The sequence below is a fragment of the Methanosarcina sp. 1.H.A.2.2 genome, assembly GCF_000979975.1.
Lineage (GTDB): Archaea > Halobacteriota > Methanosarcinia > Methanosarcinales > Methanosarcinaceae > Methanosarcina.
Genome location: NZ_JJQL01000078.1, coordinates 24,880 through 51,178 on the forward strand (window position 1 = coordinate 24,880; position 26,299 = coordinate 51,178).

The following is a 26,299-nucleotide window of genomic DNA, read 5'->3' on the forward strand; positions in this document are numbered from 1 at the left end:
TTTTGACTCTCCCGTATGGCAATAACAGAACCTATTGATATTTATTTCATTTTCCTTTTACTGATCAGCTACTTTTTTTCAGCCAATTTTTCAGCCAAATTTTTCAGCCACTTTTTTCAGCCACTTTTTTCAGCTACTTTTTTTCTGAACAATTTTTCTGCTACCCTCAAGAGAGTATATTATTATAATCATTAATATAAAAATAACTGGATTTAATCAAGCGGTTAAAAGACTTTTAAGCATTTACTTGGAATTTAAAAAATTTATATCTTATATTTAAAAGAGGTAAGGGGTATGGGGGAGAAAGAAAATTCAAACGTGGAAACCGGAGTAAAGGAGAACATCGATGAACTGTGCCTAAATAATTATGAGTTAATAAAAGATGAAATCGTCTCTGCCATAATGAAAGGGGTCGAAGAAGGGGTCAAAGAAGGAGTTAAAAACGGGATACTGAGGGGACTGGATGAATGTTTTGAGATTAGATTTCTGAACGTTATGAACATACGTGAAAAAAAGATAGGAGAAATAGTGGAAGAAGTGGCTTGTGAGACTACAAAAAATCAGGTAAAGGACCAGGTAAAAAAGGAGATGTGCCCGATTTTGGAACACAGGGGAGACATGATCTGTGAAAGAATATTGAATGAAATAAAAGAAGAAAGCGAAGGGATTCCCGAAGCAGAACTGGATTTAATACGGGCCCTGAATATCAAGAAAATTTGCAATGACAAAGCAAACGAAATAAAGCAGGATGTCAGAAAAAACCTGCCACAAAACTTTGTTTCACTTGTTTTATTCGATGGAATGCTGGAAGCAATATCCGAATGTATGACTGAAAACGTTGAAAGTTGCAGCGAAAAAATCCAGGAAACTGCCAGGCAAAACAGATCTGTCTAAACAAGATATCCATCTGATTTGGTGAGGGGAGATTATGGGGGATACTCAGGATCATGAAGAAATCAAAGAACCAGTTAAAGACCTGGCAAAAGAAATAACGCAAAAGTATACCCAGGAGCTAACCAGAGAAGCAATTAAAAAAGCCATAAAAAGTAAAAGAAAGGATCTGAGTGAAACCGAAATCAAAAGGTTAGAAAGCCAGCTTAAGAAGTTGACCGACTCAGAGAAAGCCACCCGGTTCAAAGAAGCCTCTGAAGAGATATCCAGAGAAATTCTTGAGGGCAACATAACTGCCGAGAAAGCAATAGAAGAAATAAGTACAGTCCTGGAAAGCTCCCTTGAAACTAAAGTATCTTTTTTAGCTAGAGCGGCACTTTCTTTAAAAAACATACCCCTTCCGGTAAAAATCGCAATACTTATTATATTCCCCCTTACGGCTGCCATAGCTCTTTTTATCATGCCCTCACTATCAATGGCTCCGGGCGATCTTAACTTTGATCTTAATGAAGGAGAATCCGACTCAGACCAGTTCCATGTATCAAACACCGGAGGCGGGGTTCTTTTATGGACAGCAAGCTCGGACCAGCCGTGGATATCCCTGAACCCAGAAAGAGGAGCAAATGAGGGTAGTGTTATCGTTCTGGTTGATGCAGAGGATATGGAAGAAGGAACTTATGAAGGGACTATTACCATAGAATCGTCTGCAGGAACCGAACAGTGCCAGGTCAATCTTGTGGTGGGAAGCGAGTATCCGGGAATGATCGTAAATCCTCATTCCATCGAATTCTATCTGGCAGAGGGAGAAGTAGCTTCCAGGGAATTACAGATCTCAAAAGAAGGGAGTGGAACCCTTGAATGGCATATAAGTCCAGGCCCTGAATGTCCATGGATATCCTTGAGCCGGGAAAGCGGGACAAATTCCGACACATTAACCGTTACAGCCAATACAGAAGGACTTGAACCGGGGACATATGAAGGGACCATTACAATAGAATCGAATGCAGGAACCGAACAGTGTCCGATGAGACTGGTAGTGGGAAGTCAGCCTCCTGTCCTGGCTGTAGATCCTCTTTCCATTGGTTTTGAATTGGAAGAGGGAGAATCTGGCGAAGAAGAACTTAGGATATCAAATGACGGAGGGGGAATGCTCGAGTGGGAAGCAAGTGCCGATGAATCATGGATAACCCTGAGCCCCGAAAGGGGGATAAATTCAGGCACTGTGACTGTCACAGTAGACACAGATGACCTGAGCCCGGGGGAAGAATACGAAGGAACTATTACAATAGAATCAAACGCAGAGAATGAAGAATGCATAATATATCTAAACGTGCTGCGAGAAGGAGAGGACAAAGAAGACCCTATTTTAGCTGTAGATCCGGACCCGCTATCCTTTAATTTCAATTTGCTTGAGGGGGAATCGGACTCAGAGGAATTCTACATATCGAATGAAGGAGGGGGCGACCTTAAGTGGAATATTGTCCTTGACCCCGACTGGTCTTCATGGATATCGATAAATCCAGATGCTGGGATAAATTTGGGGACTGTTACCTTCAGCGTGGATTCGAGTGATCTGGATCCCGGGCAGTACACGGCAACTTTCGAAATTAACTCGAATGTAGGGGCTGAAGAAGGGACAGTAAACCTTACGGTATATTCGGAAGAGACGGAAGGGCCCGACCTTGTGGCTTTTCTGGAGGTCACAGGGGATGCGACCACTGAAGTAGAAGAAAATGATTATTATCTCGCAGTACCCATAAGTGTAACAGTAAGGAATCAGGGCGATGAGGCTGCTGACATCTTTAAAATATCAACAGAATACACCAACTTGTCGGGCACTTACTCGGTAGCTTTCAGGGTTCCTGGAGAAAGCAGTATCTGGTATCCTTATACAGATGCTCCACTTGCTCCAGGGGAACAAATAACTTTCAACGGGGATGTTCTTTTCAGGGTGTCATTGGATGGTGAAACAGTCTCTTTAACAGCTGTGGCAGACAGCTGCAGCGAGGATGAATTTAAGCCTGCTTATTGTCGCGTTGAAGAAAGTAATGAAGAAAACAACCAATCACCGGCAGTAGAGATACATTTCTAATTCCAAAGAGAGCAATAAATCATCAGGCGAGAAAGTAACACACATTTTCAGAGAAGAATGAACGTTTTGTTACGAGGGAAGAACTTGATACTTTCGATACAGGAGGTGTCACTACTTTATTTTTCCCATAATACTTCTTACATAAATGCTTCTTTATTCGCCCCTATATTAAGTCAAAATACCAACCCAGCTCATGCAAATAAGTGGAAACAGTTCTGAATACCCGGGCGCTCGATATTTAAACATTAAATGCAAAAGACCTTCCAGATATTATAGCCCTTAAGGACCTTACTAGCTTATTTAATGCCTCACTAGCTCCATTACATACATACATTCATTACCTGCATTCATGTTTATCCATCAAATTAAAGAAATTATTTCCTTTCCATGGTGGTCTTTTGTCTTCAAAAATTAACCGTGAAACCTTCATCCGGTCTATTGCAGACCTTCTCAGAAAAGCGGAAATCGAGCTTCCTGCCGATGTGGTTGACGCCCTCAGGAACGCCGAAGCCCGGGAAGAAAGCCCGGTTGCAAAGTCCCAGCTCCAGGCAATCCTGAAAAACATTGAGATTGCAAAAAAGCATGGGGTTCCCATGTGCCAGGACACAGGCATCCAGATCTTTTTTGCCGAGCTCGGGTCCGAGTTTCATCCTGGCTTTGACCTGGAAGCTGCGATCAGGGAAGCAGTTGTCCTTGCAACAGCCGAGATTCCTCTCCGTCCTAATGCCGTGGACCCCCTTACCCGCAAGAACAGCGGGGACAATACAGGAGTCGGAATTCCGGACATCCACTGGAAACTTGTTCCCGGAAAGCAATTAAGAATCACGGTTGCTCCGAAAGGTGCAGGCTCGGAAAACATGAGCGCACTCAGGATGCTGAATCCCACCGAGGTTGGTAGTATCAAAAACTTCGTGCTCGAAACAGTGATTAACGCAGGCGGGATGCCCTGTCCCCCCCTGACTCTTGGAGTGGGGATAGGAGGTTCCTTTGACAAAGCCGCCAGGCTTGCAAAAGAAGCCCTTCTTGAGCCTCTCGACACCCGGATGAGCAGCTTCGAAAAAGAAATCCTTGAAGCGGTAAACGCTCTCGGGATTGGCTGTATGGGCCTGGGAGGCAGCACAACCGCCCTTGCCGTACACGTGAAAACCGCACACTGCCATACGGCTTCCCTTCCTGTTGCCATAAATATCCAGTGCTGGGCGAACCGGCATGCTTCAGTCGTGTTCGGGGGGGAGGAATAATGGAGCATCACCTGCAGACCCCACTGAAGATAGAGGATATTGAGAACCTCAACGCCGGAGACATAGTATATATCTCAGGAGAGATCCTGACAGCCCGGGACGAAGCCCACGCAAGAATTCTTGAGATGAATGAAAAAGGAGAAGAACTTCCTTTCTCCCTCGAAGGTGCAGTAGTCTATCACTGCGGCCCCCTTATGCAGCAGACCGTGAAAGGAGAGAAGGAGGAATGGAGAGTTGTCTCCGCAGGCCCCACAACCAGCGGCAGGATGTCAAAAATGACCCCTCCTCTCCTGAAAGCCCACAATGTTCGGGCAGTTATCGGAAAAGGCGGAATGAAAGGCGTTGCCTCTGCACTAAAAGACAGATGTGTCTACCTTGCATATACAGGAGGCTGTGCAGCCCTTGCCGCCGAACTGATAAAAGAGGTGAAAACCGTCCACTGGCTTGACCTTGGAATGCCTGAAGCTGTCTGGGTGCTCAGAGTGCAGGAGTTCGGGCCGCTCATTGTAGGAATCGATACAAAAGGGAAAGATATTTTTGCAGAGGTAAGAGAAAAAGCTGAGAAAGTGCTTGAAGGGATGCAGAAGTAAAACCAGCTCTCTAAAGTGGTGCAGTCCTAAAGTGATGTATCTTAGGCAGTACATTCTTCCCGGTCTGCACAGGTTTTCTCAAGTTGTCTCAGGTTGTACCGGCTCTCCCGGCCAAGACCTGAGAAATACTTTCTCTGCACCCTGAAACCGCTTTTTAATTCTCAGAAAATATAAGCGCCTCCGCCAGCTTGTCTGGCGGCCCTTCCCAAAAAAGAGAGAAATAAAAAAGATCTGCAAAAAGTGAATTTCAGTATTACTTAATTCAGATGTCTATTTTTCACCATCACAGGCTTTGTAAATTCTACTTTTTCCTTTTTTGTCGCTTTTTGTTTCTGGCTTCTCTTTTCACCCTCTTTTTTTCATTTTATTTTTGGGCAAGACCGCTCTCCTGCGTCGAGCGGGATAAGATCGACACGATACAGTGAATATGGTTGTAAAGCTCAGATAGATATTATAGTCTGCTTGAGCGAAGCGAGACAAAACTCATGCTCCCTTAAGCTAAACTTGGGTGGGACAGGTGCTTTTAGAAAGGCTTTTGTCATCCGAACCTTCTCCCCTGCTGGCTTCAAGATATAACTGGTCTGATGGCTCAGGCACCAGAGGTTCGGCCAGCACCCTGAAGTGTTCAAAAAGTTCCTGACCCCACCGCACGGCTTTTTCCCCGAAAATAATCATACTGTTGTCCTCATTTCCATCGTTTTTCCCTGATGAAAAGTATGTAAGGACCATTGTATCAGTTACAGCAACGGTAGGAGGAGTAATATCGTTATCCAGGACATATATGTCAGAGTTTTCAAAAAGAAGCAGTGTATCAATTTCTTCTTTAAACTCTTCTGCGAATTTTTCAAATATCAGTTGAGTAAGTATGACCGATACCTTCAGCCCTTTTTTTGCATGCTCTGCACAGATGGCCGGATAGCTAAGATCAGGGTATGAAATAATAAGGAAAATCTGTTTCGAGCTGCAAAAAGCTTCAGTCACTTCCTTATACATTGAAGAAGCATCATCGCCGTAATAGCGGGAAGGGAAATATGCCATAAGTTCTTCCATTAGCTTAAAAAATACGGGGGAAATTCCACCGGGCTTAACGCCTGGCCAGTAATCGTAATCGTCCTCAAGCAGCCTGAAAGCTTTAATAAGCGATTCCATTCTTCGAACAAGGATTTTTCCCGGAAGGGAGAGGCTGTATACCCTGTCTTCCTGAACAACAAGCCCGTTTTCATTTAACCTTTTGAGCTGGAGCAGAATCGCAGCCGGGTTGGTGCCAAGTTTGGAGTTGATTTCTTCGATGGTCCTGGGCTTCTCTTTTAGAAATAAAAACAGATCTGTCTTCCTTGAAGACAGAAGAACTGTGACCAGAGATGAACTCATCAGTTTTACTGCAAAAGCTATGGATATATAGTTTTTCTTCAGCAATATTATAGTTCCAGTATAAACGGGCTCATTTAGGAGGGACCAGAATTTCTGGCGGCAGGAAGATCGAGATGATTATGCCGAATATTGTTATAATCACCAGCCCCAGGAGGGTAGTTCTTATCCCCTGAATACGGGCGATTTCGTTAATCCTCAGGATTTCCTCTGCAAGGTCAGGGGGGACACCTTCCAGGGCAGCCTGCAGTTCTTCATCGCTCAAAAATTGCACATTCTCCTCTACCGCAGATACCAGGTCGGGCTTGAGGTCTTCCGGAATGGTAGTACTGTCATCGATTAAGGTAATGGCTCCTACTGCCAGGCCTGCAACCAGGAGAGATCCCATCAGGGCAGTCCCGATGGCCATGCCCAGGTTCTGGGAAGTGCCCATCAGGGCAGCCGTCTCACTCGTCCTTTCGGGAACCACCTGGGAAAGCACGAGGTTCATTACCTGGGACGCTATAAGCCCCCCGCCTATCCCAATCAGGGCAAAGCCGGTCATAAGGCCAGGCCCTCTGACCTCCACGTCAATGGTTGCAATAGCCAGGAAAAGCCCTGCGAGAAGTATGATCAGTCCGGCCTGGATGATGCGCTTCGGGGCAATGAAGATGGAGAGCCGGGATGCCGTTAGAGAAGCAATCAAAAGCGGTATGGAAAGAGGCAGGTAGACAAAGCCGGTCTGAATCGCGTTTAAGCCCAGGACGATCTGAAGGAAGAGGGCCATGCTGAACAGGAAACCTCCAAAAAGGAGGGTCTGGACCAGCTGGATGAGGATTCCCGATGTGACCCTGCGGTCCCTGAGCACGTCGAGCCTTACGAGCGGCATTCCTCCGCTGGTAATGATATGGCGTTCCCAGGCGGCAAAGCCCAGCAGGATAACGCCTCCTGTTGCAATGAACAACGGAGTGGGGGAAAGACCGAACGGGGAAATATCAATCCCCGCTATGGAGAAAGTCTGGCGTGCATTCCACCAGCCATAAGTCCCTGCCAGCAATATGCCAAAAACGATAAAACCCATCCCCAGTGCGGAGAGGATAGACCCAACTATATCCAGCTTTGGCTTTTCGTCGGCCTCAAGGGGTGCATCCAGGATGTAGCGGCTTAAAGCCAGGACAATGAGCACGATCACAACCTCTCCGGCAAAGGCAAGTCTCCAGGTGTATGCAGTTGTCAGCCAGCCTCCTATGATAGGTCCAAGGGCAATTCCGCTTGCAACGACTCCCCCCAGTATCCCATAAGCCATGGCACGGTCCTTCCCACTGTAGTTCGAGGTCACAAGCGTCTGGATAGCGGGCATGACAAGGGTTGCCCCAAGCCCTTCAAGGATCGACCACCCCACAAACAGTACAGCTATTGTCGGGCTGATTGACGTCAGGAACGAACCCACCCCGTATATCACCAGTCCAAGCCTGAATGCCCGTTTTCTCCCGACGATATCCCCTATCTTCCCTCCGGTGATCATCAGGGATGCCATCACAAGTGCATACAGGGTAATGGCAGCCTGGACTGTGGTTACGTCCGTATTGAAGTCACTGATAAGTGTCGAAATCGAGACGTTCATAATAGTCGTATCAATAACGAGCACGAACATTGCAAGCGTGAGTGCAACAAGTACAATCTTCTTTTCCACAGTAACCACTTCGGAACTGGAATAATAAGGGCAGCCTGATTATACCCTGGAAAAGATACTTCTTCATGGCAGTTCTACCCAAAAAACTGGTAGATCTACTATCAACTGATAGATCTACTAAGATCTACTATCAATTGATAGATCTACTATCGTTCCTCACCGGCTAAGATATTCTTCATAACGCGATGGGCATAGCAAAAAGGAAGAAAAAGAAATCCGAAGCTCCTTTCCATTTTTTGGATCATTATCGTTTATTGTCAGTTGAATATGTTTAATCGTGCCCGAATGCTCCCCTCACCCCCGGCAGCATAATATAGATGAGAATAAGGGAGTTCAGAATAACTGAAACGTTAACGTCATACCATGACCCTCCGGTAACCAGCAGCACGAAATCCACGCACAGGTTAAAGACGGTAATCACAGCCAGAAACATCCAGGCCTGCGGATCTACCTGCCAGAGCATCTGAGCCAGCCACACCCATATATAAGCGAGCAGGCCGTACAATAGTGCATACCATAGGTTAAAAATACGGATATCCAGAGGCCCTAAAAAGGGTAAAAATCCAAGAAACCGGAGCATTACAATACCGTTTAAAAACGCCAGAATCACAGCCACAAAGGTCAGAATAGTAACACCGATAGGTCTTTCCATATTCCTGTCTCCTTATCTTTGTCTCCTTGTTTTTGTCTCGAAAACTCCTTCTTCAGGTCCGCATTTTTAGTCCTCCGATGACTGCCCCCATTCCCCCGACAATAAGGAAAAATCCGAATATCCACGGGAGAAACAGGGCTCCTGCCAGAGAGTTGGTTAGAAGGAGTATGCCGAGAATTATGGTCAGGATACCAAGGATTCCCATTCCCCATCCTCCTCCCTTAAGTCCCCAGACAAGTTTCACAGCCCCATTGATAATAGCCCATGCCCCTATGAAAATAACGAAGAATGTGAGAACTATGAATGGACTGAGAATAGGGTAAATCAGTATAGCGATTCCTGCAATAATGCTCAGGATACCTGAAAGCAGTTTCCACAACCTATTTCCCGAAAATATAAACGCCCCTAAAACGGAAAGAATTCCGCCTGCCAGCCAGAAAAGGCCCAGGACCTGTAAGAGAAAGATAGTGGTTACTGCAGGTCTGTATAACAGAAATAAGCCAATAATAATAGCGAAAATCCCTTCCAGAAGAACCACCCACCAGGGTGCCTGCAGTATTTCATACCCCATCCCTTTACCAGCATCAATTGGCTGTTCTATAACATCAATTGGTTGTTCCATATAATTTATCTCCCCAATTTATTCAGTGCTTCAACCGATAATTCCCGCTATCAGAATACAGGTGTGAGCACAGCTAAAGAGACATCACTCATCCTGAGCAGGAAATTCCTGTTTCAGGATAATTTCCGGCACACTCAGGAATAGCCAGAGTCAAAGAAAAGATAGCCTTCCCCCTCCACAAAGAAGATCAATTTCTTCTTTCCGGGGCAGTTCATTAATGAAATTCACATCTGTACAGCTTACCCTTAAATTAATCCCAAATAATCTCGTTGTAAAAGGTACTGATTGAGTGCATCTAATTCCATCATTGAAAGCCCGGATATGACGCAGGCTGAAATAAACTATTCATTTATCACTGCAGCATATGAAGACAGGATTCTTTTGGGATCTCAAATTCAATGTTAATTTCAATGTTAATTTCAATGTTAATTTCAATGCTAATTTCAATGTTAATTTCAATGCTAATTTCAATATCAAGATTAAGATTAATCCCCTTTCCCCATTCGACAGAAGACGAAGCAGTGATATGTATAATTATATACAAATCATCAGATATAAACAAACTTATTATTAAATCTCAAAATAAAGGCTCTTTTATCCGGGAATAAAGGCTCGGTACCCACACACAAAGAAAATGAGAAAAACAGGTAAACAAGAAAACATATAAAAGAGAAAAATAGGTAAACAAAGAAACATATAAAAGAGAAAAACAGGTAAACAAAGAAACAAGTAACAAGGAAACTGTTTAAATAGAATCCCATATTCCAGAGGATCAGTGATGAATCCGACAAAAAACCGGGATATTCCCCTTTATATATACCATGCCGGGCAGTGTGACCCGAAAAAGTGCACAGGAAGAAAAATGGCTCGCTTTGACCTTGCCCATATGTACGATAGGATTTCAAGGCTGCCTCGTTCAGCGATTCTGCTCGACCCTATGGCAGAAAAGGCCCTATCTCCTGCCGATAACCCCGGAAAGGGGATTATTGTACTTGACTGCTCCTGGGAAGAAGTCGAAAGGGTTTTTCCTGAACTGGAAAAGCTGAACCTTGAACACAGAGCTCTTCCCTATTTGCTTGCAGGCAATCCTGTGAACTTCGGAAGGCCCTTCAAACTCAATTCTGCAGAGGCATTTGCAGCATCCCTGTACATTTTTGGATATAAAGAGCAGGCCGAAAAAGTCATGTCCAAGTTTAACTGGGGGCACAGCTTCCTTGAACTGAACAGGGAACCGCTTGAAGAGTATTCAACCGCAAAAAACAGCACTGAAATTGTGGAAATGCAGAGCCATTACATCTGAAGGCGGCTACATTTAAGAGAAAGGCAAAAGAGAAAGGTAATTATCCCGGAGAGAAAAGCAATTATCCCGAAGCCACTCAAATAAAGGAGCGCAATCTGACCGGATTTCAATTAAAAGGGCTAAAAGGACTAAAAGGGCTAAAAGGAGTTATCTATAGTGAAAACGTCAGTAAGAAAGCAGATCGGAGTTATAGGAGCCGGGACCTGCAGCAGTGAGACCAGAGCCCTTGCAGAAGCTGTGGGAAAAGAGATTGCAAAAAGGGGAGCTGTTCTTCTTTGCGGAGGCCTTGGAGGAGTAATGGAAGCAGCAGCGTGTGGAGCAAAACTGGAAGGAGGAATAACCCTGGGAATTTTGCCCGGAGCACTTCGGGAGGAAGCAAATCCCTGGATAGATATAGCCATTCTCAGCGGAATGGGGCATGCCAGAAACGCCCTTATATCCCAGTCCTCGGATGCTCTTATTGCGATTTCCGGGGAATATGGGACTCTTTCGGAAATAGCTCTTGGCCTGAAGATGGGAAAGCCTGTGGTATTGCTTGAGTCCGGATGGAAAATCGAAGGCACAGAGAGCGCAAAAAGCCCGCTGGAGGCTGTAGAACTTGCTTTCAGACTCATTGAAGAAGGGAATAAAGAAAAATAGAGAAGAGGTATAGAGAAGAGATATAGAGAAGAAGTGTGAAAACCTTAAGTAAAAATTCGGAGTAAAAATAGTCAGGTAAAAAGGAAAAACAGGTAAATCAGGAATACCTGAACCTGATTATAATTACGGATATCAGAATATTTAGAGATTTGATCCAAAAATATATATTGCAAAAGGAAACTTCAAGAATTAGGAGGCAGGCTTCGACTCAGACTGGCATAAATTTAGGGGTACGCCAGCATTCCTCCACAAAATGTAATGAAAGCTGTACTTACAAGAAAAGTTATACCGGAGTTTTAAATGCACCTTATCGTAACGGAAAAAAATATAGCAGCAAGGAGGATAGCTGCGATTCTGGCTCCAAAAAGTCCTAAGAAGGAAAGAGTCAGCGGAGTAGATGTATACCGGTACGAGATCGGATCCGGCGAAACCAGGCAGGAGACTGCAGTGGTAGGGCTTTCCGGCCATATTGTCGGGATAGATTTTCCAAAAGAGTATAACAACTGGCAGAAAGTTGATGCCAGAGCCCTGGTCGACGCCGAGATTACAACAACTCCAATTAACCGGAAGATAGTGACTGCTTTAAAGAGCCTGGGAAAAGAAGCAGAAAGGGTCACGATTGGAACTGACTACGACCGGGAAGGAGAACTGATAGGAGTCGAAGCCCTCAATATCATAAAAAAGGTAAATCCGGATATCCCTTTTGACAGGGTCCGCTACAGTGCAATAACCCCGAAAGCAATCGAAGCCGCTTTTGCAAATCCCACAAATGTTGATTTTAATCTTGCAGATGCCGGGCATTCAAGGCAGGTCATTGACCTGGTCTGGGGCGCAGCCCTTACCCGTTATATTTCCCTGTCAGCTGGCAGGCTTGGGAAAATGTTCCTCTCGGTAGGAAGGGTGCAGTCGCCGACCCTCTCACTTATTGTTGACAGGGAAAAGGAAAGGAATCTATTTGTCCCGACTCCTTACTGGGAGATCCACGCTGAACTTGAAACCGCATCAAAAGAAACCTTTTCCGCCCAGCACTCAACTCGCCGCTTCCTGGACAAAGAGGAAGCTGCAAAGGTGTTCAAAAAACTGGGGAAAAAAGCGGAAGTAAAGGAAATAGAAAAAGGGACAAAGGTCGACCAGCCCCCTACCCCATTTAATACTACAGGCTTTATCAACGCGGCAAACTCTATAGGGCTCAGCCCCTCAAATGCTATGCGCATAGCTGAATCCCTTTATACTAACGGATACATTTCATACCCAAGGACAGACAATACGGTTTATCCCGATACTCTGGATTTGAGGGCTCAAATTGAGATTTTTAAGGAAGGGCCTTTTAAGGAGTATGCAAACGCCCTGCTTGAGAAAGCCGAACTTGTCCCCACGCGCGGGAAAAAAGAAACAACAGACCACCCTCCTATCTATCCGGCATCCCTTGCAAAGAAAACTGACCTGAAAGAAGAGGAATGGAAGGTCTACGAGCTTGTGGTCAGGCGCTTTTTTGCAACCTTTGCCGGACCGAGCACCTGGGAGACTCTGCGCCTGAGACTCGATATCGAGGAGGAAGAGTTCAGGGCAAACGGAGCAAGGCTGCTGGAACACGGCTGGCGCTGGTATTATCCCTACAATGCCCCTGAAGACAGGCTGTTTCCGGAACTCAGGGAAGGAGATTCCCTGAAAGTAATAAAGAAAGAGATGCTGGACAAGGAAACCCAGCCTCCTGGACGTTACGGGCAGGGCAGGCTAATCAATATAATGGAAGAGCTGGGGCTCGGCACAAAGGCTACCAGACACGAGATCATAAGTAAGCTTTATTCCAGGGCTTATATCCACGGAAACCCGGTACAGCCCACAAATACTTCTTTTGCCGTAATGGATACCCTTGAGAAGTATTCCCCTACGATTACAAAACCGGACATGACAAAGCTGCTTGAAGAAAATATGGACCTGATTGCAGAGGGCAAAATCAAGGAGGAGGCTGTCCTTGAAGAGTCCCGGGAGATTCTGAAGCAGGTCTTTTCGGAACTCGACAAAAACAGGGATAATATCATAGAGTCCCTGCAGGCAGGCCTCAGGGAAGATAAAATAATAGGCACCTGCTCAGCATGCGGAAACGACCTGATGATCCGTCGTTCGAAGAGGGGAAGCCGTTTCATAGGCTGCAGCAATTACCCTAATTGCACTTTCTCCCTGCCCCTGCCAAAGAGCGGGCAGATCATTGTCACCGATAAGTCCTGCGAGACTCACGGGCTGCACCATATCCGCATAATCAATCAGGGAAAACGAGCCTGGGACCTTGGCTGCCCGCAGTGTAATTTCATCGAGTGGCAGAAAACCCAGAAGGAAGAGCAGGCCCAGCAGCCGAAAAAGGAAAGACCGAAATCCATCAAGGATATCGAAGGCGTGGGAAAAGCAACCGCAGGAAAACTCGAAGAAGCAGGAATAAACAGCATAGAAGCCCTGATAGAAGCCGATGCAATTGAGCTTGCGAAGCTTATAAAGGTCACCGTAAAGAAGATTAAGAACTGGCAGATTTCATGCGGCAGCACAGTTGAGGACTTGTGAAAACGGTCCTCAAATAGGCTTTTTTATTTTTATTTATTTTTTAGAACTCACCCTAAAACTCAAAATAATTTCTCAGAATCCTGAATTTGGAATAATCAATCGAGTTTCTGATCATGAAAAACAGTTCTGAAACTTTACTGATTTAAGAATGAAATTGGTTTTGGGACGAGCTCAAATAAAAATTTTATTGTTAACCTATACAATTTCATTTTCTTCTTTTACTGTAAAACAAATAGAATACGCAGAATGTCAAAATGAAGACGAGAGTTAATACAATAAGTGACCCCGGTATGATTTGGTTAGAGGAACCTACAGCAGACGAGCTTATAACAGAACTCATCATATTTTTTTAAATGTTGAATATCGTTAAATATTTTTCTTACCAATACTCCCACATGTCTTATTACTTTCCGCATTCTCCGGAAGCAGTTTAATATTTAACCTGTTGTTATCCTGTATCAAGCTCTGAATATGAACCGCCTGCTTATGAATATTCTCATTTAGCTTTTCTATCTGCTCATCCTTGGTGTGCAGCTGATCATAAAGTGCCTGGATCTGAGTTTTCAGGTCTTCGATTCTTGCCTTTTGTTCCTGTGATACTTCCTTATCCTGAAATGTATGCTCCTGTATGTCACACTGCCTTATTTTGCCGGATTCTGTATGAAATTTGCCCTTTTTCGATTCTCTAAACTTTCAGCAAATATGTGAAACTTACTTTTTCCCATACAATTTGAAGAGAATACAGAAAACTCGGAGAACGGATTGAACAAAAGATGAAACTATTTATAGTACCTAACTGTTTTATAATTATTAATTTGTAAAAAAGATAACCAGAGGTTTATAACTTGGCAACCAAGAAACAAAAGGCAGCAAAACGCGAAAAGATGGATAAGGAAACGAACGACAAAATTAAAAAACCAGTTGAGGAAGTTAAGGAATCAAAAGACAAAATAAAAGAACCAGATAAGAAACAAGATAAGAAACAAGATAAGAAAGGAAAAGGAAAATAAAAAGAGGATATTTAACTCAGGCCTTCCTTTTTCATCTTATCTATAAACCATTTTTTGCATTCTCGAATATCCGAAAATTAAAAAATAGCTTTCTGGGTATTTCTGAATTTGTTTTTCTATTGCTACAAACTGATTCTTTTACACTTTCCTGTCCCCACGGGATTTAATTTTCTCAAGTATTCTTTGTGAATTTCCATGCAAATGCTCTAAAAAAGTATCTAAGTAGCTAAAATCGTTCCTATTTTCGGAGTATTTGAAGGAACTCTAAGTATTTTTCCGAGTATCCGACCAACTAAACGACACTTTTAAAGTTTTTTATCTATGTTTTGAGTTTCTGGAGCACCAGGACAATGTAACAAAAACTCCCAAAAGTTTTTTAAATGATTGAAAAAATACTCTTTTGATAAGAAAAGAGAAAATTTATCCCCTCCATGTTCTCTTTTCTTTTTTCTCCTGCTTCTATAATATCTATCTAATAATATAATACCTGATTTTTTATAGTTGTGTATCCATATGTTGCATTATGTCTAAGGGTGGAGCGACATTTTGGTTTAAGGTGTCAATTGTTATTGCTGTTTTTGCAGGTATATCGAATGCTGTTCTTAAAGTGGTTGGTAGTTGGAAAACTAAAAAATAGTGTATATTGTAATTGACAATTGTAATTGACAGAAAGTTTCAGCTTTGTTTTCCAGTCCGGACGACCATGACAGGAACCTTTGAACCTCTTACTACTTTTTCTGCAACACTTCCCATCAGAAATTTTTCGAGTCCTGTTTTTCCGAGTGTACCCATTACTATCAGGTCCACGTTATTATTTTCTGCAAAATTGATAATTTCATCACTTGGGCATCCATCTAAAAGGACCTCTCTTACCTCCACCCCTGAGTCCTCTCCAATCTGCTTAATTTTAGATACCACTTTCTCCCCATCACACCTCATTATTTTGTAAATTGTTTCTTTGCCAGCAGTCCAATTTTCAGAAATTGTAGAGGATGTATTTACTACGTGAAGGGCATGGACAGTGGCTCCGCTAAGTTTTGCAATCTCAATACCGTAAGAAATAGCCCTCCGGGTATTCGCGGACCCGTCTGTTGCAATCACTATATTTCGGTATAAATCGCTTGTCATGTATTGTTCTCCATTACAGATTTTAACTCGCATTCAACTTCCATGAAAAATTGCAGTAAAATACAAGCATAAAGAACTCAAAACACCTATAATGGCCTAATAACTTTCACTGATTTCTAAACAAATAATATATTCAAGTGTGTAAGCTCTAAATGCCCTATAATAATATACTCACCTCATTTTAAATATAAGTGTGTGAGACCGTAGAAAAGTGAGTAACTGTCAACTACCCGCTAAATCTAAAGATTTAACGGGTTTCCTGCTGAGGGTTTATGATTTACTCACAACTTTCAGGATTGATTTTCGGAGCAGAGCCAGATTAATCCATAAAAGAGATTTTAAAAGCGACTTAGACGGCCTTAAAGTCAGATTTTGAAGAAAGCTCGACGCAGGAGAGCGGTCTTGCAAACAAAGACGTAAAAAGACCAACAACTAAAAACTACAGGAAATAGACAAAATTGGACGCGGCAGAAAAAATCGGCAAAATGAAAACAAAACAGAATTAAGTTCGACCTGAAAAATACTCTTTCTCAAGTCTGCTTTTTACTGTATTTTCCTTCTTATTTCTTCCTTTTAATTTTTTTTTCCTTTTAATTTTTTTTCCTTTTAATTCTTTCTTCTTTTTGGGAAGAGCTGCCAGACAAGCTGGCGGGAGCGCTTATATTTACCTGTAAATTGAAAAACGGTCTGTGGGGTCAAAGAATCATTTCTCATGCCAGCTGGCCGTTTCTCCATAGTATTCAGTTTCTTTTAGTTGTGTTACATTTTCAGCTATTGTTTTTTCTTAGCTAATGGCGGGCCGGCTAAAACCCTGCGCGGCACGGATGTAGAAAACCGAAATATACGATCTTCGGGTATGCGGGACAATATCAATCAATTGATCAGAACCACACCACGTTTCATTGCTGATTTTGAATATATTTCAAGTCCCTTTAAGTTACTGTACCTTTAAGTTTTAAGCTGTCGTATCATAACTTATAAGGTCTGTAAAGCCAGAGTTATTTCAAATGGCTTTTTGAAAAGCTTATTAGAGAAATTAAGGCATGAAAAAAATTCAAGGAGTGTTTGTTCTGGAGCTTAGCTTTAAAGGCGGATGCAGAGAAGTAGGACGTTCGGGTTTGCTTGTTAACGGGGAGATTCTGCTTGATTACGGTATAAAGGCTGGAGATGTACCCGAATATCCCCAGAATGACATCGAACCGAAAGCAGTGCTTGTTTCACACGGACATCTGGACCACTGCGGGGCTGTCCCTAACCTGATGTACCTGAGCCCTGAAGTTTTCATGACTCCGCCAACAGCAGAGTTTACCAGCCTTCTCGGGAGAGATACCCTCAAGCTTGCAGAAACCACCCTTTCGGGTGTAGCTCCTTTTGACCCAAATGACCTTCAAAGGCTTAACCAGCTTACCTGGCGAAAAGATTACGGAGAAACATTCAAAACTCACGGGTACAGTGCCTGCTTCTACAACGCAGGCCATATCCCCGGAGCTTCGGGAATCCACCTTGAGTCCGAATCCGGAGAAAGTCTCTTTTATACAGGAGATTTCAGCCTGCAGGAGACAAGGCTTGTCCCGGGGGCAGAAAAGTTTCCTGAGGCTGATACCCTTGTGCTTGAAAGTACGTACTTTGGGGAAGAGCATATCCCGCGGAAAGAGACCGAAGAAAGGTTTATAGAATCTGTCCGTGAAACCCTGGAGAGGGGAGGCACTGCCCTTATCCCTGCCTTTGCAATAGGCAGGACTCAGGAGATCCTGATGCTGCTTGACGCCCACGGAATCAGGGCTTACGTGGACGGCATGGGCAGAGAGGTGTACAAAATCCTCAAAAAATATCCTGAGTATCTGAGAAATCCTGACCTTCTTGACAGGGCTTTCGGACGTGCGAGTTCCGTAAAAGACAGGCATAGGGAGTACGTCCTTAAAGAGCCTTCAGTCATTGTCACTACAGCCGGGATGCTGAACGGGGGGCCTGCACTGTATTATCTGAGCCGGCTTTACAAAGACCCGAGATCAAAAATCCTGCTCACAGGCTACCAGGTCGAAGGTACAAACGGTCGGCTGGCCTTGAAACACGGAGTCATCGAGACAGGAGGGGATGTCCTTGCCCTCAAGCCCAAAATCGAGCAGTACGACTTTTCTGCCCACTGCGGAGATCAGGAACTTAAACAGCTCGTAAAAAACTTCTGCAAAAAGGGCACTGAAAGGGTCTTTGTAATGCACGGAGAAAAAACGGAAGCTTTTGCACAGTGGATTTCGGATGAAATCGGCGTAGAAGCTTATGCACCCGCAAACGGGGAATCCTTCAGTTTTTGAGTGAGAAAAAAGAAAAGAAAGAGAGGAAAGGATAAAACATGAATGAGGATAAGGTATGGAGAAGGATAAAGACATGGATGAGAATAAGATATGGAGAAGGATAAGACATAGATGAGAATAAGGTATGGAGAAGGATAAGACATGGATGAGAATAAGGTATGGAGAAGGGTAAGACATGGATGAGGCTTCTTACGAAGCCTGCGAAATGCTTAAGCTTTGCAAGTTCCAATTACCTGAATATGATCCTCAATCCTGAATCCGAAGTCCTTGAGACACTTGCAAAGAGCATCCTCCTGGCTGCACGGACTGCCCCGAAAGCCAAAGGAGTGGACGACATAATAACTGCCCTTGTTGAAAAAGAGGAGATTGAAATCCTTGCCTCGACAATGGAAAAGCTGGCGGAAGAAAAAGGCGAAGGCTTTGCTTTCCTCAAAAGAGATGCCGGAAACCTCAGAAACGCAGGGGTTACTGTCCTCATAGGAGTCAAAGCCAGTGGGGCAGCAGGCTTAAACTGCGGAGCCTGTGGTTTTGCTACCTGCAAAGAGATGCTCAACGCAAAGAAGGTGGAAACCGAGTTCAACGGCCCAAACTGTATGCTCAAGTATGCAGACCTCGGGATTGCTGTAGGCGCAGCTGCTGCAAAAGCCAAAGACTTCTGCATTGACAACCGGGTCATGTACTCAGTTGGCGCAGCAGCAAGGGTCTCAGGCTTGCTGGATGCAGATGTTGTTTTTGGGATTCCGCTGAGTGTGACCGGGAAAAATGTCTTCTTTGACAGAAAATAAATCGTGGTGCTGTTTACTGAAAAATTGGAACTAAGATCAGAAGAGCCTTAAACAAGGCCCCTCCGCCTCTCACTTCTGTACTCTTCAAAGAGGCTCTGCAATTCGTCTTCCTTGGCTTTGTGGCGCTTTGCCCCGGCTTCTTTTTCCCAGGCATCAATTGCAGCTTTAAGGCCTTCTGGCTCAGCCATTGCAAAGTCTTCAGCCCTTTCAAGCGGGATGCCCCTTAAAACCGGCACGTCCCCCTTGAAAAAAGTCTCTTCTGCTGCATGCGAAATATCTTCCGGGATAAGTACTGCCCGAACTTTTGCTTCCACAAGGATCTGGGCTGTTGCAGCACCGCCTCCGCTTGGATTTTCCAGGAAAACCACATCTTCTGGCTTGAGCCCGTACTTTTCTTTTGTTTCGGCAATTGATTCCTTTGTAAAAGCTGCAATAACCTTTACAGGAGTGCCTTCGCCGCGAATTTCCATTTTCTGGATTTTACGCAGTTTGTTGCTCCTGCGCCTGAGTTCTTTTACGGTTTTATTTTTATTGCTGAGCTCTTTTTTCAGGTTCTCTATGGTGCTGTCCCGGATCTGGACCTCTTTTGATTTCCGGACTTCGCCGTAAGCTTCCTTTTTGAAGCCTTTCAACCTTGACTCAAGCTTTGAGATTTTCCTGTCTTTTGCAATAAGTGACTGTTTTAATTCTTCTACATAATCCTGCAGGTTCTGAATCTGTTCTCCCTGCCTCTGGACAGTCTCTCTCACTTTCAGGAGAGATTCGTCAACTACCCTTTCCTCGGGTTTTTCAGGAGCAGCCCTTGCCCCTGGCTTTTCAGGAGCAATCGATGCAGCCCGGACTTTTTCGATCGCAGCTTCTATTGAGTCTCCGCGGATTACATGAAGTTTTATCAGCTCAAGGTCTGCATTTTCCGGAGCTTTCTTTTCAATTCGCATAAAGACGTTCTTGTAGCTCCTGTAAGTGAGAAGAGCTGCAGTTAATGCATCCCTTTCGTGGTCATTGGAGTAGCCGAAGGTTTTTCCAAGCGCAATTTTTTCTTCGGCAGAGACTTCAATTCCAGGGCTTGCAGGGACTGCGTTAAAGCTCCTCCTGATTTTTTCAACCGAGCCGGGCATTGGAGTGACATCGCTTGCAATTACTGCAGGTTTTCCGTATTCGGCAATAAGCTTGACAACTTCATCAGGAGCTATTCCCCGGAAGCTTTTCAAATAGAGGAGGTCTCCATCAAGAGAAAGAATAGCTATGCCCACGGTTGTACCAGGATCGAGCCCCACGATAGTGAATTTACGCCCGGGGTTCTTCGGCTTCAGGGGAACATACCGGATTTTATCGCGTTCGACACTTCTCACACTTACCTGCGCATCGCTGCTTGCCATAGGATGTATTGGAATCTCTCCACGCTTTGCATAGACTGTAAATTCGGACCTCACATAGCCTCCGAACCCCTTTATATTTACGGCATCGAACATGATACCTTTTTCCCGTGAAAGGTCCTTGAGGGTATTTTCAATTTCCCGACTCCTCTGAAGCACGGCTCCGTGCACTTTTCTTGCGTACCGGTTCTGGCTCCAGCCTCCCCGTCCGAGGGAACGGGCTCTGCTGACCTTAATTCTCGTAATATCTTCAAAAAGAGAAACCTCATGCCCAACCCCCAGGTCTGCAAGCCGGGCACAGGTTTCAGCTTCGTCATTAGGGTTTTTGGGGTCAAAGAAAAGCCCTTGCTTCCGCGCAATCCTGACCAGAGGTTCCGGGTGAAGCCCGCCTGTGACCTGAACGAGTTTTACCCCATCAGGCAGGCGTTCCATAAGTGAAAGGAGCTCGTTTCTGTCAGCTGCAAGCTCGAAAATATTGTCAACGGCTATTATCTCCGGCCTGTCCCTCTGGATCAGATTAAAGATTTTCTGGCGGCGGAGCATACTCTGATGGGAAACTTCTCCGTCCTTCAGGATAGCCAGAGCATAGCGAGGAAGTTCCTTTGCCCTTGGGGAACCCCGGGCGATATCAATTCCATAGATGATCCTGTTTTGCATGAACACCTATATTTTATCTCTGGATGAATATATATTTAACTGATTTCTACCTTTATTTTATAAAATTGACATAGTCTATAAGGTCCCGCGCTCTAGCCTCAGCTAACTTTAATTCTTAAAATTTTAATCAACACTTGAATTATTCAGGTATAAAATATATCATTAATTAGATTTTTGTGATAATTAAACCTTTAATTGAGGATATATTTTGAATAAAAACAAAATATTTAACATATTTATGAAATTGAGCTAAAAAAATGGCCATATCGTGATAAAAAGTATTTTAAAGCGCCCTTTAACTGAATAAGAATATTTATATATAAAAACTGAAGAGATAAATATAGGATGAACGGCCACGATGAAACCTTTAATAACGAATCACCTGAAAGTGGTTCAAATACATTTGATTATAATGAACGTTTAAATGAACTTCAGCTCATTAACGACATTTTAATCGAAACCTATCAGGTCGAAGACACCGACAGGATATGTAAGTTAGTTGGGGAAGCCGTTCACAAATTGAATAAGGACTGCTATGTTATTGTATCACTCTATGATAGCAGCATAAACGCTGTAAGGATAAGAGCAGCGCCAGGGCTTGAGGGCATAACAGAAAAGGTTGCCGGTATTCCTGACAGGGGCCTTGAGGACGTATCTTTCAGGCCGAAAGATATGGAATTAAACCCCCAGCTCTTTAAAAGCGGCAAACTTGAACATTTCAAAGATGGCCTTTATGCTTTGCTGGCAAAAAAAGTGCCATACTATTCCTGTAAACAAATTGAAAAGAATCTCAACATCGGCTCCATTCAGGTTATTGGCTTTTCTAACGAAAAGAATATTTTTGGTGGAATTTCCATTCTGGTGCCAGAAGGGCAAAAAGTTCATTATGTGTCTGCCATAGAAACGATTACTGCCCATGTTTCCAAAAAAATCCAGGCTATCTGGACAGAAAGAGCACTTCATGAAGCTGAAAACAGATTCGAGATCCTTTTCCAGCAAGCTCCACTGAGCTATCACTCCCTGGACGAAAATGGATATTTCATTGATGTTAATAATACCTGGCTTGAAACCCTCGGTTATTCCTACGAAGAAGTAATTGGAAAATGTTTCAAAGACTTCCTTACACCTGAGGATGCTGAAAAATTCAAAAATAATTTGGACAAATTCAATTCCCATGGAGAGATACATGGGGTTGAATATGAAGCTGTAAGGAAAGACGGTAAAAGAATAAATATCGTTATTGACGGAAAAATAGCATATAACGAGGATGGCAGTTTCAAGCAGACACATTGTGCTTTCAAGGATATCACAGCACAGAAGAAAGCCGAAAGAAAAGCTCTCGAAAATGAAAAGCTTTTGCGCTCAATGATAGATGCTATTACAGAATATGCGTTTCTCATGGAACCGGACGGCACAATTGTTCAGATAAATGAATCCACTGCTAAGAAGCTAAACACCACATCACAAAAATGCATAGGATGTAACATATATGACCTTCTTCCTGAAAAAATTATGAGCAGCAGAAAACAAAAGTTTGATACCGTTTTAGCTGAAGGAAAAGCGTTGAAGTTTGAAGACATGAATGAAGGAAACTATTTTCAGCACAACTTTTACCCTGTTTATGATTATTCTAATCAGATATCCCACATTGCTGTTTTTTCCATGGACATTACGGAATACAAAACTAATGTGAAAAAACTGAAATGGGAGCTTGATGTCAACAGGTCACTTGCAGAACTGGCAGACGCCCTTATAGACCCGAATAATTCCATTGAAACAATTGCAAACATTGTCCTTTCAGCCTCTAAGGAGCTGACCGGAAGTGACCACGGATATGTTTCTTCTATTGACCCCGAAACCGGCGACAACGTATGTCATACTCTGACCAGGATGATGGAAAGTTGCAGCATTAATGAAAACGATAAAAAAATCTCTTTTCCAAGAGGGCCGGATGGCCTTTATACCAAATTATTCGGCCACGCTTTAAACACAAAAAAAGGCTTTTATATAAATTCTCCGGAGATGCACCCGGGTTCAGGAGGAGCCCCTGAAGGGCACATAAAACTGAACAATTTCTTAAGTTTTCCTGCTGTTGTCGGAAATGAACTCATGGGACAGATATCCCTTGCAAATTCAAACCAGGGGTATTCCGATTCCGAATTTGAAGCTATCAGAAAGGTTGCTGCAATTTATGCACTGGCAATTCAGCAAAAGCGAGCTTCAATAGAGATTCAACATATAGACACTATTTTAAAATCAACTTTTGAATCAACTGTTGATGGTATTTTTGTTGTCGACAATAACCACAAAATTCTTTTTTCAAATTCAAAGTTTGTTAAAATGTGGAGAATACCCGAAGCCCTGGCTAACATGAAAAATTACGACGAATTACTTTCTTTCTATTCAGACCAGGTAAAATGTTCTAAAGAATATTTATCAAAAATCCAGGCCCTTTACCACTCAAAAGAAACAAATACGTATTATATTTATTTTAAAGATGGGAGGGTATTTGAAAGCTTATCGACTCCGCTCATGAACAATGGAATTATTAAAGGGCGCGTATGGAGTTTCAGAGACGTTACTGAAAAGGCAGAGGCAGAAAAAGCCCTTATTGATGCGAAAATCCATGCGGAAGAGGCTAACCGGACCAAAAATGAGTTCCTCGCAACAGTGAGCCATGAGTTGAGAACGCCTCTCAATTCAGTAATAGGCTATTCTGATATGTTGCTTGCCCAGATCTTTGGTCCCCTTAATGAAAGGCAATTGAGGTACCTGAAAAATATTTCTAGAAGTGGAAACCACCTTCTTAATTTGATCAATGATATTCTCGATATTTCCAGAATCGAATCCCGAGACATTTCATTATCATTTGAAATTGTACATGTTGCAGACATTTTTGAAGATGTAAAAAATATCGCAACTCCATTCGCGACTTCCAAAAACATATCCGTGGAATTCTCAGCCGAACCTGCGGACCTGAATATATATGCAGATAAAATAAAGTTCAAGCAAATTCTCTATAATCTTGTAAACAATGCCCTGAAATTTACTCCCGAGAATGGACACATAGAGGTTGTGGCAAACAAATCAGGAAACACAATCAGAATTTCCGTTGGAGATGATGGTATTGGAATTCCGGAAGATAAACAACAAATAATTTTTGAGCCCTTCAAACAGGTTGATTCTTCACTTTCCAGAATGTACGGCGGGTCAGGATTAGGCCTGACAATAGTCAAGAATTTAGTTGAGATGCATAGTGGAGAAATAAAAGTTAAAAGTGAGGTAACAAAAGGGAGCACTTTCACAATTATATTGCCTGTAAAAGAAAAATAATGTGATTTACTGAAAAAAGGATAATCGCTCCATTTCCTTCACATAATAAGTGAAATCAATATAAGTGAACATGCGTCATCGGTTAAGCATAAAATTATCTCTCTGGCACATGTTTTTGTATTAAGGCCCGAATCTCTCTGTATCTGTGTTAGCCTCATCCCCCACCTACTTTTTACCGCCGTTATGGAAGAAATCATTTCACCCGGGGAGGTAGGCAGACATCTTTATCATTTAGGGACTGGTAGATTGGGATATGCCGTGAAAAAAAGAGGATGAAGACGGTCTTCGGGCGACCTGGGTACATGTGACATTGTTTTAGCTCGCTCAGAGGGGGAAGTCAAGTTATAAAATACTAATATTTATCGCAATAAAAAATTTTTACGATAAAGAACTTTTATTTTCTTTATCCGATCTGAGTTTACTTATCTTTCATCTTTTACTTATCTTTCATCTGTTTCTTTTAATTCCTCTCTTCTCCGAACGCTTCTTCTTTATTGTCATTTTCTTTATCTTTATTTTCTTCGCTGATCCTCTCATTTAGACCTTCACCCCTTTTACCTGTTCCTTCTATAATTGCTTCGTCTCTGCTGGCTTCGTCTCTGCTTGCTTCGATTAAGCTTGCTCCACTTTTAATTTCACGAATTACTTCTTCAAGCTCCCTTTTAATCCCATACTTCCGATTAAAATGAACCAGTACATTTGAAACATCCCTTTCGAGAATTTCGTCAGCATGGGGATGGGCAGGAGTGATATACTGAGGCCAGTCGATGAGCTGGACGCCGTCTTCGGATACAAAGATGTTATATTCACTTAAATCGGCGTGGATGATTCCAAGCGAGTAGGTTATCTTTACCTGCCTGAGAATCTCATCGAGATACCACTCAGCGTTAAGAAGCTTTGTTTTTGAGAGCAGGCTGCCTTTTGCAATCTCCATAACAATTGCATGCCTGTTCTGATCCAGGGGTTTTGGGATAGACACCTGAGGGTATACCTTTGTCATGATCTCATACTCCCTCTGGGCAGCAAGACGAGCAGCATAAATCCATGAAAAGTGCTCTCTTTCCCCAATGTGGTCACGTACTCTTTTTATTTGCTTGAAGCTGGTCCTGCCTTCCCTGTGGAATTTGATTATGACCGGAGAAGGCTTCCCTATTGCAAGCTCAGGCTGCCGGATCGCTTCCAAAATGACAGACTCCTTGCCTACCCCTACTTCGTCCCCTATGGCGCTGATACTTCTCCTTTTCACAAAGGAATTGAGAGCAAGGGCATCATAGCCCTCAAAATAAATCTGGTAACCTTCATAAGGCTGGGTGGTTCTGACAACAAGCTTATCCCGGACAAGTTTTCTTAACCTGTATTCCAGCTTATCGAGAGGCATTTTAGTGTACTTATTCAATTCTTCTATCGGCACCCACTCAAAATGTTTCATCCCTGTCTCGATGCCTGTAAGTATCCTGAAATCCTTTGCATCGATCTTTTTGAAAACCTTTAGCACTTCGTCGATCATCCTATCCTGTTATACATATCACCCTCGATATTTAAATGATCGCCCGAATTATTACGAATTCTCTGACCTTTACAACCTTATTCGCCATAAGGGAGCGTTCAAAAACCAGGTTAAAAAGAAAACTTTTTTAGGGCAGAAAATATAAATATTTAGTAAAAGTTAAGTATTTCATAAGCCTACTTTATTCAAAAATAATGTAAATTTACAGAAAAACAATCTCAAAGTAAATAATATCAGGAGATCTGTTATGCGATTTCCCAATAGAATTTCTGAGATTAAATTTGCAGAATTATTAGCCATTATTATTTTAGTTACTTCTACTCTGGGATGTACGAGTTCAGACTCGTCAGACTCTGATAAGAACAATTCAAGCTCCAGTCCAAATGCAAAGGTAATACCTCCGACACCTGAAGCAAATATTACGTTTGTTACTACTGGTTCATCATTTTCACCAATTATTACAGTTACAGGTAATCCTAAAATTCAATGGGTATTTGGTGACGGTTCAACATCTGATTCTCCGTCTCCTTCTGTAAATTTTGGTTCAAAGGGAACAAGAGCAAACACT

18 protein-coding genes and 1 pseudogene are annotated in these 26,299 nt (G+C 43.1%); 12 read left to right on the forward strand and 7 right to left on the reverse strand.

Annotated features, from left to right (window positions below; genetic code table 11):
* Positions 1-294 precede the first annotated feature (294 nt).
* From EO93_RS11780 to EO93_RS11795, 4 genes are all read left to right on the forward strand, one after another.
* A complete protein-coding gene (locus EO93_RS11780; RefSeq protein WP_048162689.1) occupies positions 295-894 on the forward strand; it encodes a hypothetical protein in 600 nt (199 codons plus the stop codon).
* Positions 895-928: 34 nt separating this feature from the next.
* On the forward strand, positions 929-2,983 hold the full coding sequence (locus tag EO93_RS11785) for a BACON domain-containing protein (protein WP_048162690.1): 2,055 nt from the start codon (positions 929-931) through the stop codon (positions 2,981-2,983).
* Positions 2,984-3,381: 398 nt separating this feature from the next.
* Positions 3,382-4,224, forward strand: coding sequence for a fumarate hydratase (locus tag EO93_RS11790; RefSeq protein ID WP_048162691.1), 843 nt, complete (start codon positions 3,382-3,384; stop codon positions 4,222-4,224).
* Entirely contained in the window at positions 4,224-4,814 is a 591-nt protein-coding gene (locus EO93_RS11795) for a FumA C-terminus/TtdB family hydratase beta subunit (protein WP_048162692.1), read from the forward strand. Before EO93_RS11790 ends, EO93_RS11795 begins: the two co-directional genes overlap by 1 nt.
* Before the next feature lie 498 nt (positions 4,815-5,312).
* Here the strand turns inward: EO93_RS11795 and EO93_RS11800 are convergent, their stop codons facing one another.
* From EO93_RS11800 to EO93_RS11815, 4 genes are all read right to left on the reverse strand, one after another.
* Positions 5,313-6,185 (reverse strand): winged helix-turn-helix domain-containing protein, encoded by an 873-nt coding sequence (locus tag EO93_RS11800; protein WP_048162702.1) that lies wholly within the window; start codon positions 6,183-6,185, stop codon positions 5,313-5,315.
* A 70-nt stretch (positions 6,186-6,255) separates the two neighbouring features.
* Positions 6,256-7,854: an MFS transporter gene (locus tag EO93_RS11805; protein WP_052735452.1), complete on the reverse strand. Its 1,599-nt coding sequence runs from the start codon at positions 7,852-7,854 to the stop codon at positions 6,256-6,258.
* Between the two features lie 271 nt (positions 7,855-8,125).
* Positions 8,126-8,506 carry a hypothetical protein gene (locus EO93_RS11810; RefSeq protein WP_048162693.1) on the reverse strand — a complete coding sequence of 127 codons (381 nt, stop codon included), beginning with the start codon at positions 8,504-8,506 and terminating at the stop codon, positions 8,126-8,128.
* A 52-nt stretch (positions 8,507-8,558) separates the two neighbouring features.
* Positions 8,559-9,128: an HdeD family acid-resistance protein gene (locus tag EO93_RS11815; RefSeq protein ID WP_200898113.1), complete on the reverse strand. Its 570-nt coding sequence runs from the start codon at positions 9,126-9,128 to the stop codon at positions 8,559-8,561.
* 778 nt (positions 9,129-9,906) lie between these two features.
* Here EO93_RS11815 and EO93_RS11825 point away from each other — a divergent pair.
* From EO93_RS11825 to EO93_RS17565, 4 genes are all read left to right on the forward strand, one after another.
* Complete coding sequence (locus EO93_RS11825) at positions 9,907-10,428, forward strand: DUF367 family protein (protein ID WP_048136120.1); 522 nt, start codon at positions 9,907-9,909, stop codon at positions 10,426-10,428.
* Positions 10,429-10,584: 156 nt separating this feature from the next.
* Complete coding sequence (locus EO93_RS11830) at positions 10,585-11,067, forward strand: TIGR00725 family protein (protein WP_048162695.1); 483 nt, start codon at positions 10,585-10,587, stop codon at positions 11,065-11,067.
* Between the two features lie 300 nt (positions 11,068-11,367).
* Positions 11,368-13,623 carry a DNA topoisomerase I gene (locus EO93_RS11835; protein WP_048136116.1) on the forward strand — a complete coding sequence of 752 codons (2,256 nt, stop codon included), beginning with the start codon at positions 11,368-11,370 and terminating at the stop codon, positions 13,621-13,623.
* A gap of 845 nt (positions 13,624-14,468) precedes the next feature.
* Positions 14,469-14,633, forward strand: coding sequence for a hypothetical protein (locus tag EO93_RS17565; protein WP_156161045.1), 165 nt, complete (start codon positions 14,469-14,471; stop codon positions 14,631-14,633).
* 675 nt (positions 14,634-15,308) lie between these two features.
* Here EO93_RS17565 and EO93_RS11840 read toward each other — a convergent pair.
* Entirely contained in the window at positions 15,309-15,761 is a 453-nt protein-coding gene (locus EO93_RS11840; protein ID WP_048162696.1) for a universal stress protein, read from the reverse strand.
* A 1,043-nt stretch (positions 15,762-16,804) separates the two neighbouring features.
* On the opposite strand from EO93_RS11840, the gene EO93_RS11845 reads away from it, so the two are divergent.
* Positions 16,805-18,073: an MBL fold metallo-hydrolase gene (locus EO93_RS11845; protein WP_235284236.1), complete on the forward strand. Its 1,269-nt coding sequence runs from the start codon at positions 16,805-16,807 to the stop codon at positions 18,071-18,073.
* A 239-nt stretch (positions 18,074-18,312) separates the two neighbouring features.
* Positions 18,313-18,858, forward strand: a complete 546-nt coding sequence (locus EO93_RS11850; protein ID WP_048162706.1) for a ferredoxin domain-containing protein — start codon at positions 18,313-18,315, stop codon at positions 18,856-18,858.
* A 47-nt stretch (positions 18,859-18,905) separates the two neighbouring features.
* Here EO93_RS11850 and EO93_RS11855 read toward each other — a convergent pair whose 3' ends face one another.
* Positions 18,906-20,897 carry a DUF460 domain-containing protein gene (locus tag EO93_RS11855; protein WP_048162697.1) on the reverse strand — a complete coding sequence of 664 codons (1,992 nt, stop codon included), beginning with the start codon at positions 20,895-20,897 and terminating at the stop codon, positions 18,906-18,908.
* 339 nt (positions 20,898-21,236) lie between these two features.
* Here EO93_RS11855 and EO93_RS16580 point away from each other — a divergent pair, with 339 nt between their 5' ends.
* Positions 21,237-24,224 carry a PAS domain S-box protein gene (locus EO93_RS16580; RefSeq protein WP_052735453.1) on the forward strand — a complete coding sequence of 996 codons (2,988 nt, stop codon included), beginning with the start codon at positions 21,237-21,239 and terminating at the stop codon, positions 24,222-24,224.
* Positions 24,225-24,684: 460 nt separating this feature from the next.
* Here EO93_RS16580 and EO93_RS11865 read toward each other — a convergent pair whose 3' ends face one another.
* Complete coding sequence (locus EO93_RS11865; RefSeq protein WP_048162698.1) at positions 24,685-25,731, reverse strand: serine/threonine-protein kinase RIO2; 1,047 nt, start codon at positions 25,729-25,731, stop codon at positions 24,685-24,687.
* A gap of 247 nt (positions 25,732-25,978) precedes the next feature.
* Between EO93_RS11865 and EO93_RS16955 the strand changes: the two are divergent.
* A pseudogene (locus EO93_RS16955) lies at positions 25,979-26,299 on the forward strand (hypothetical protein); the annotation flags it as partial.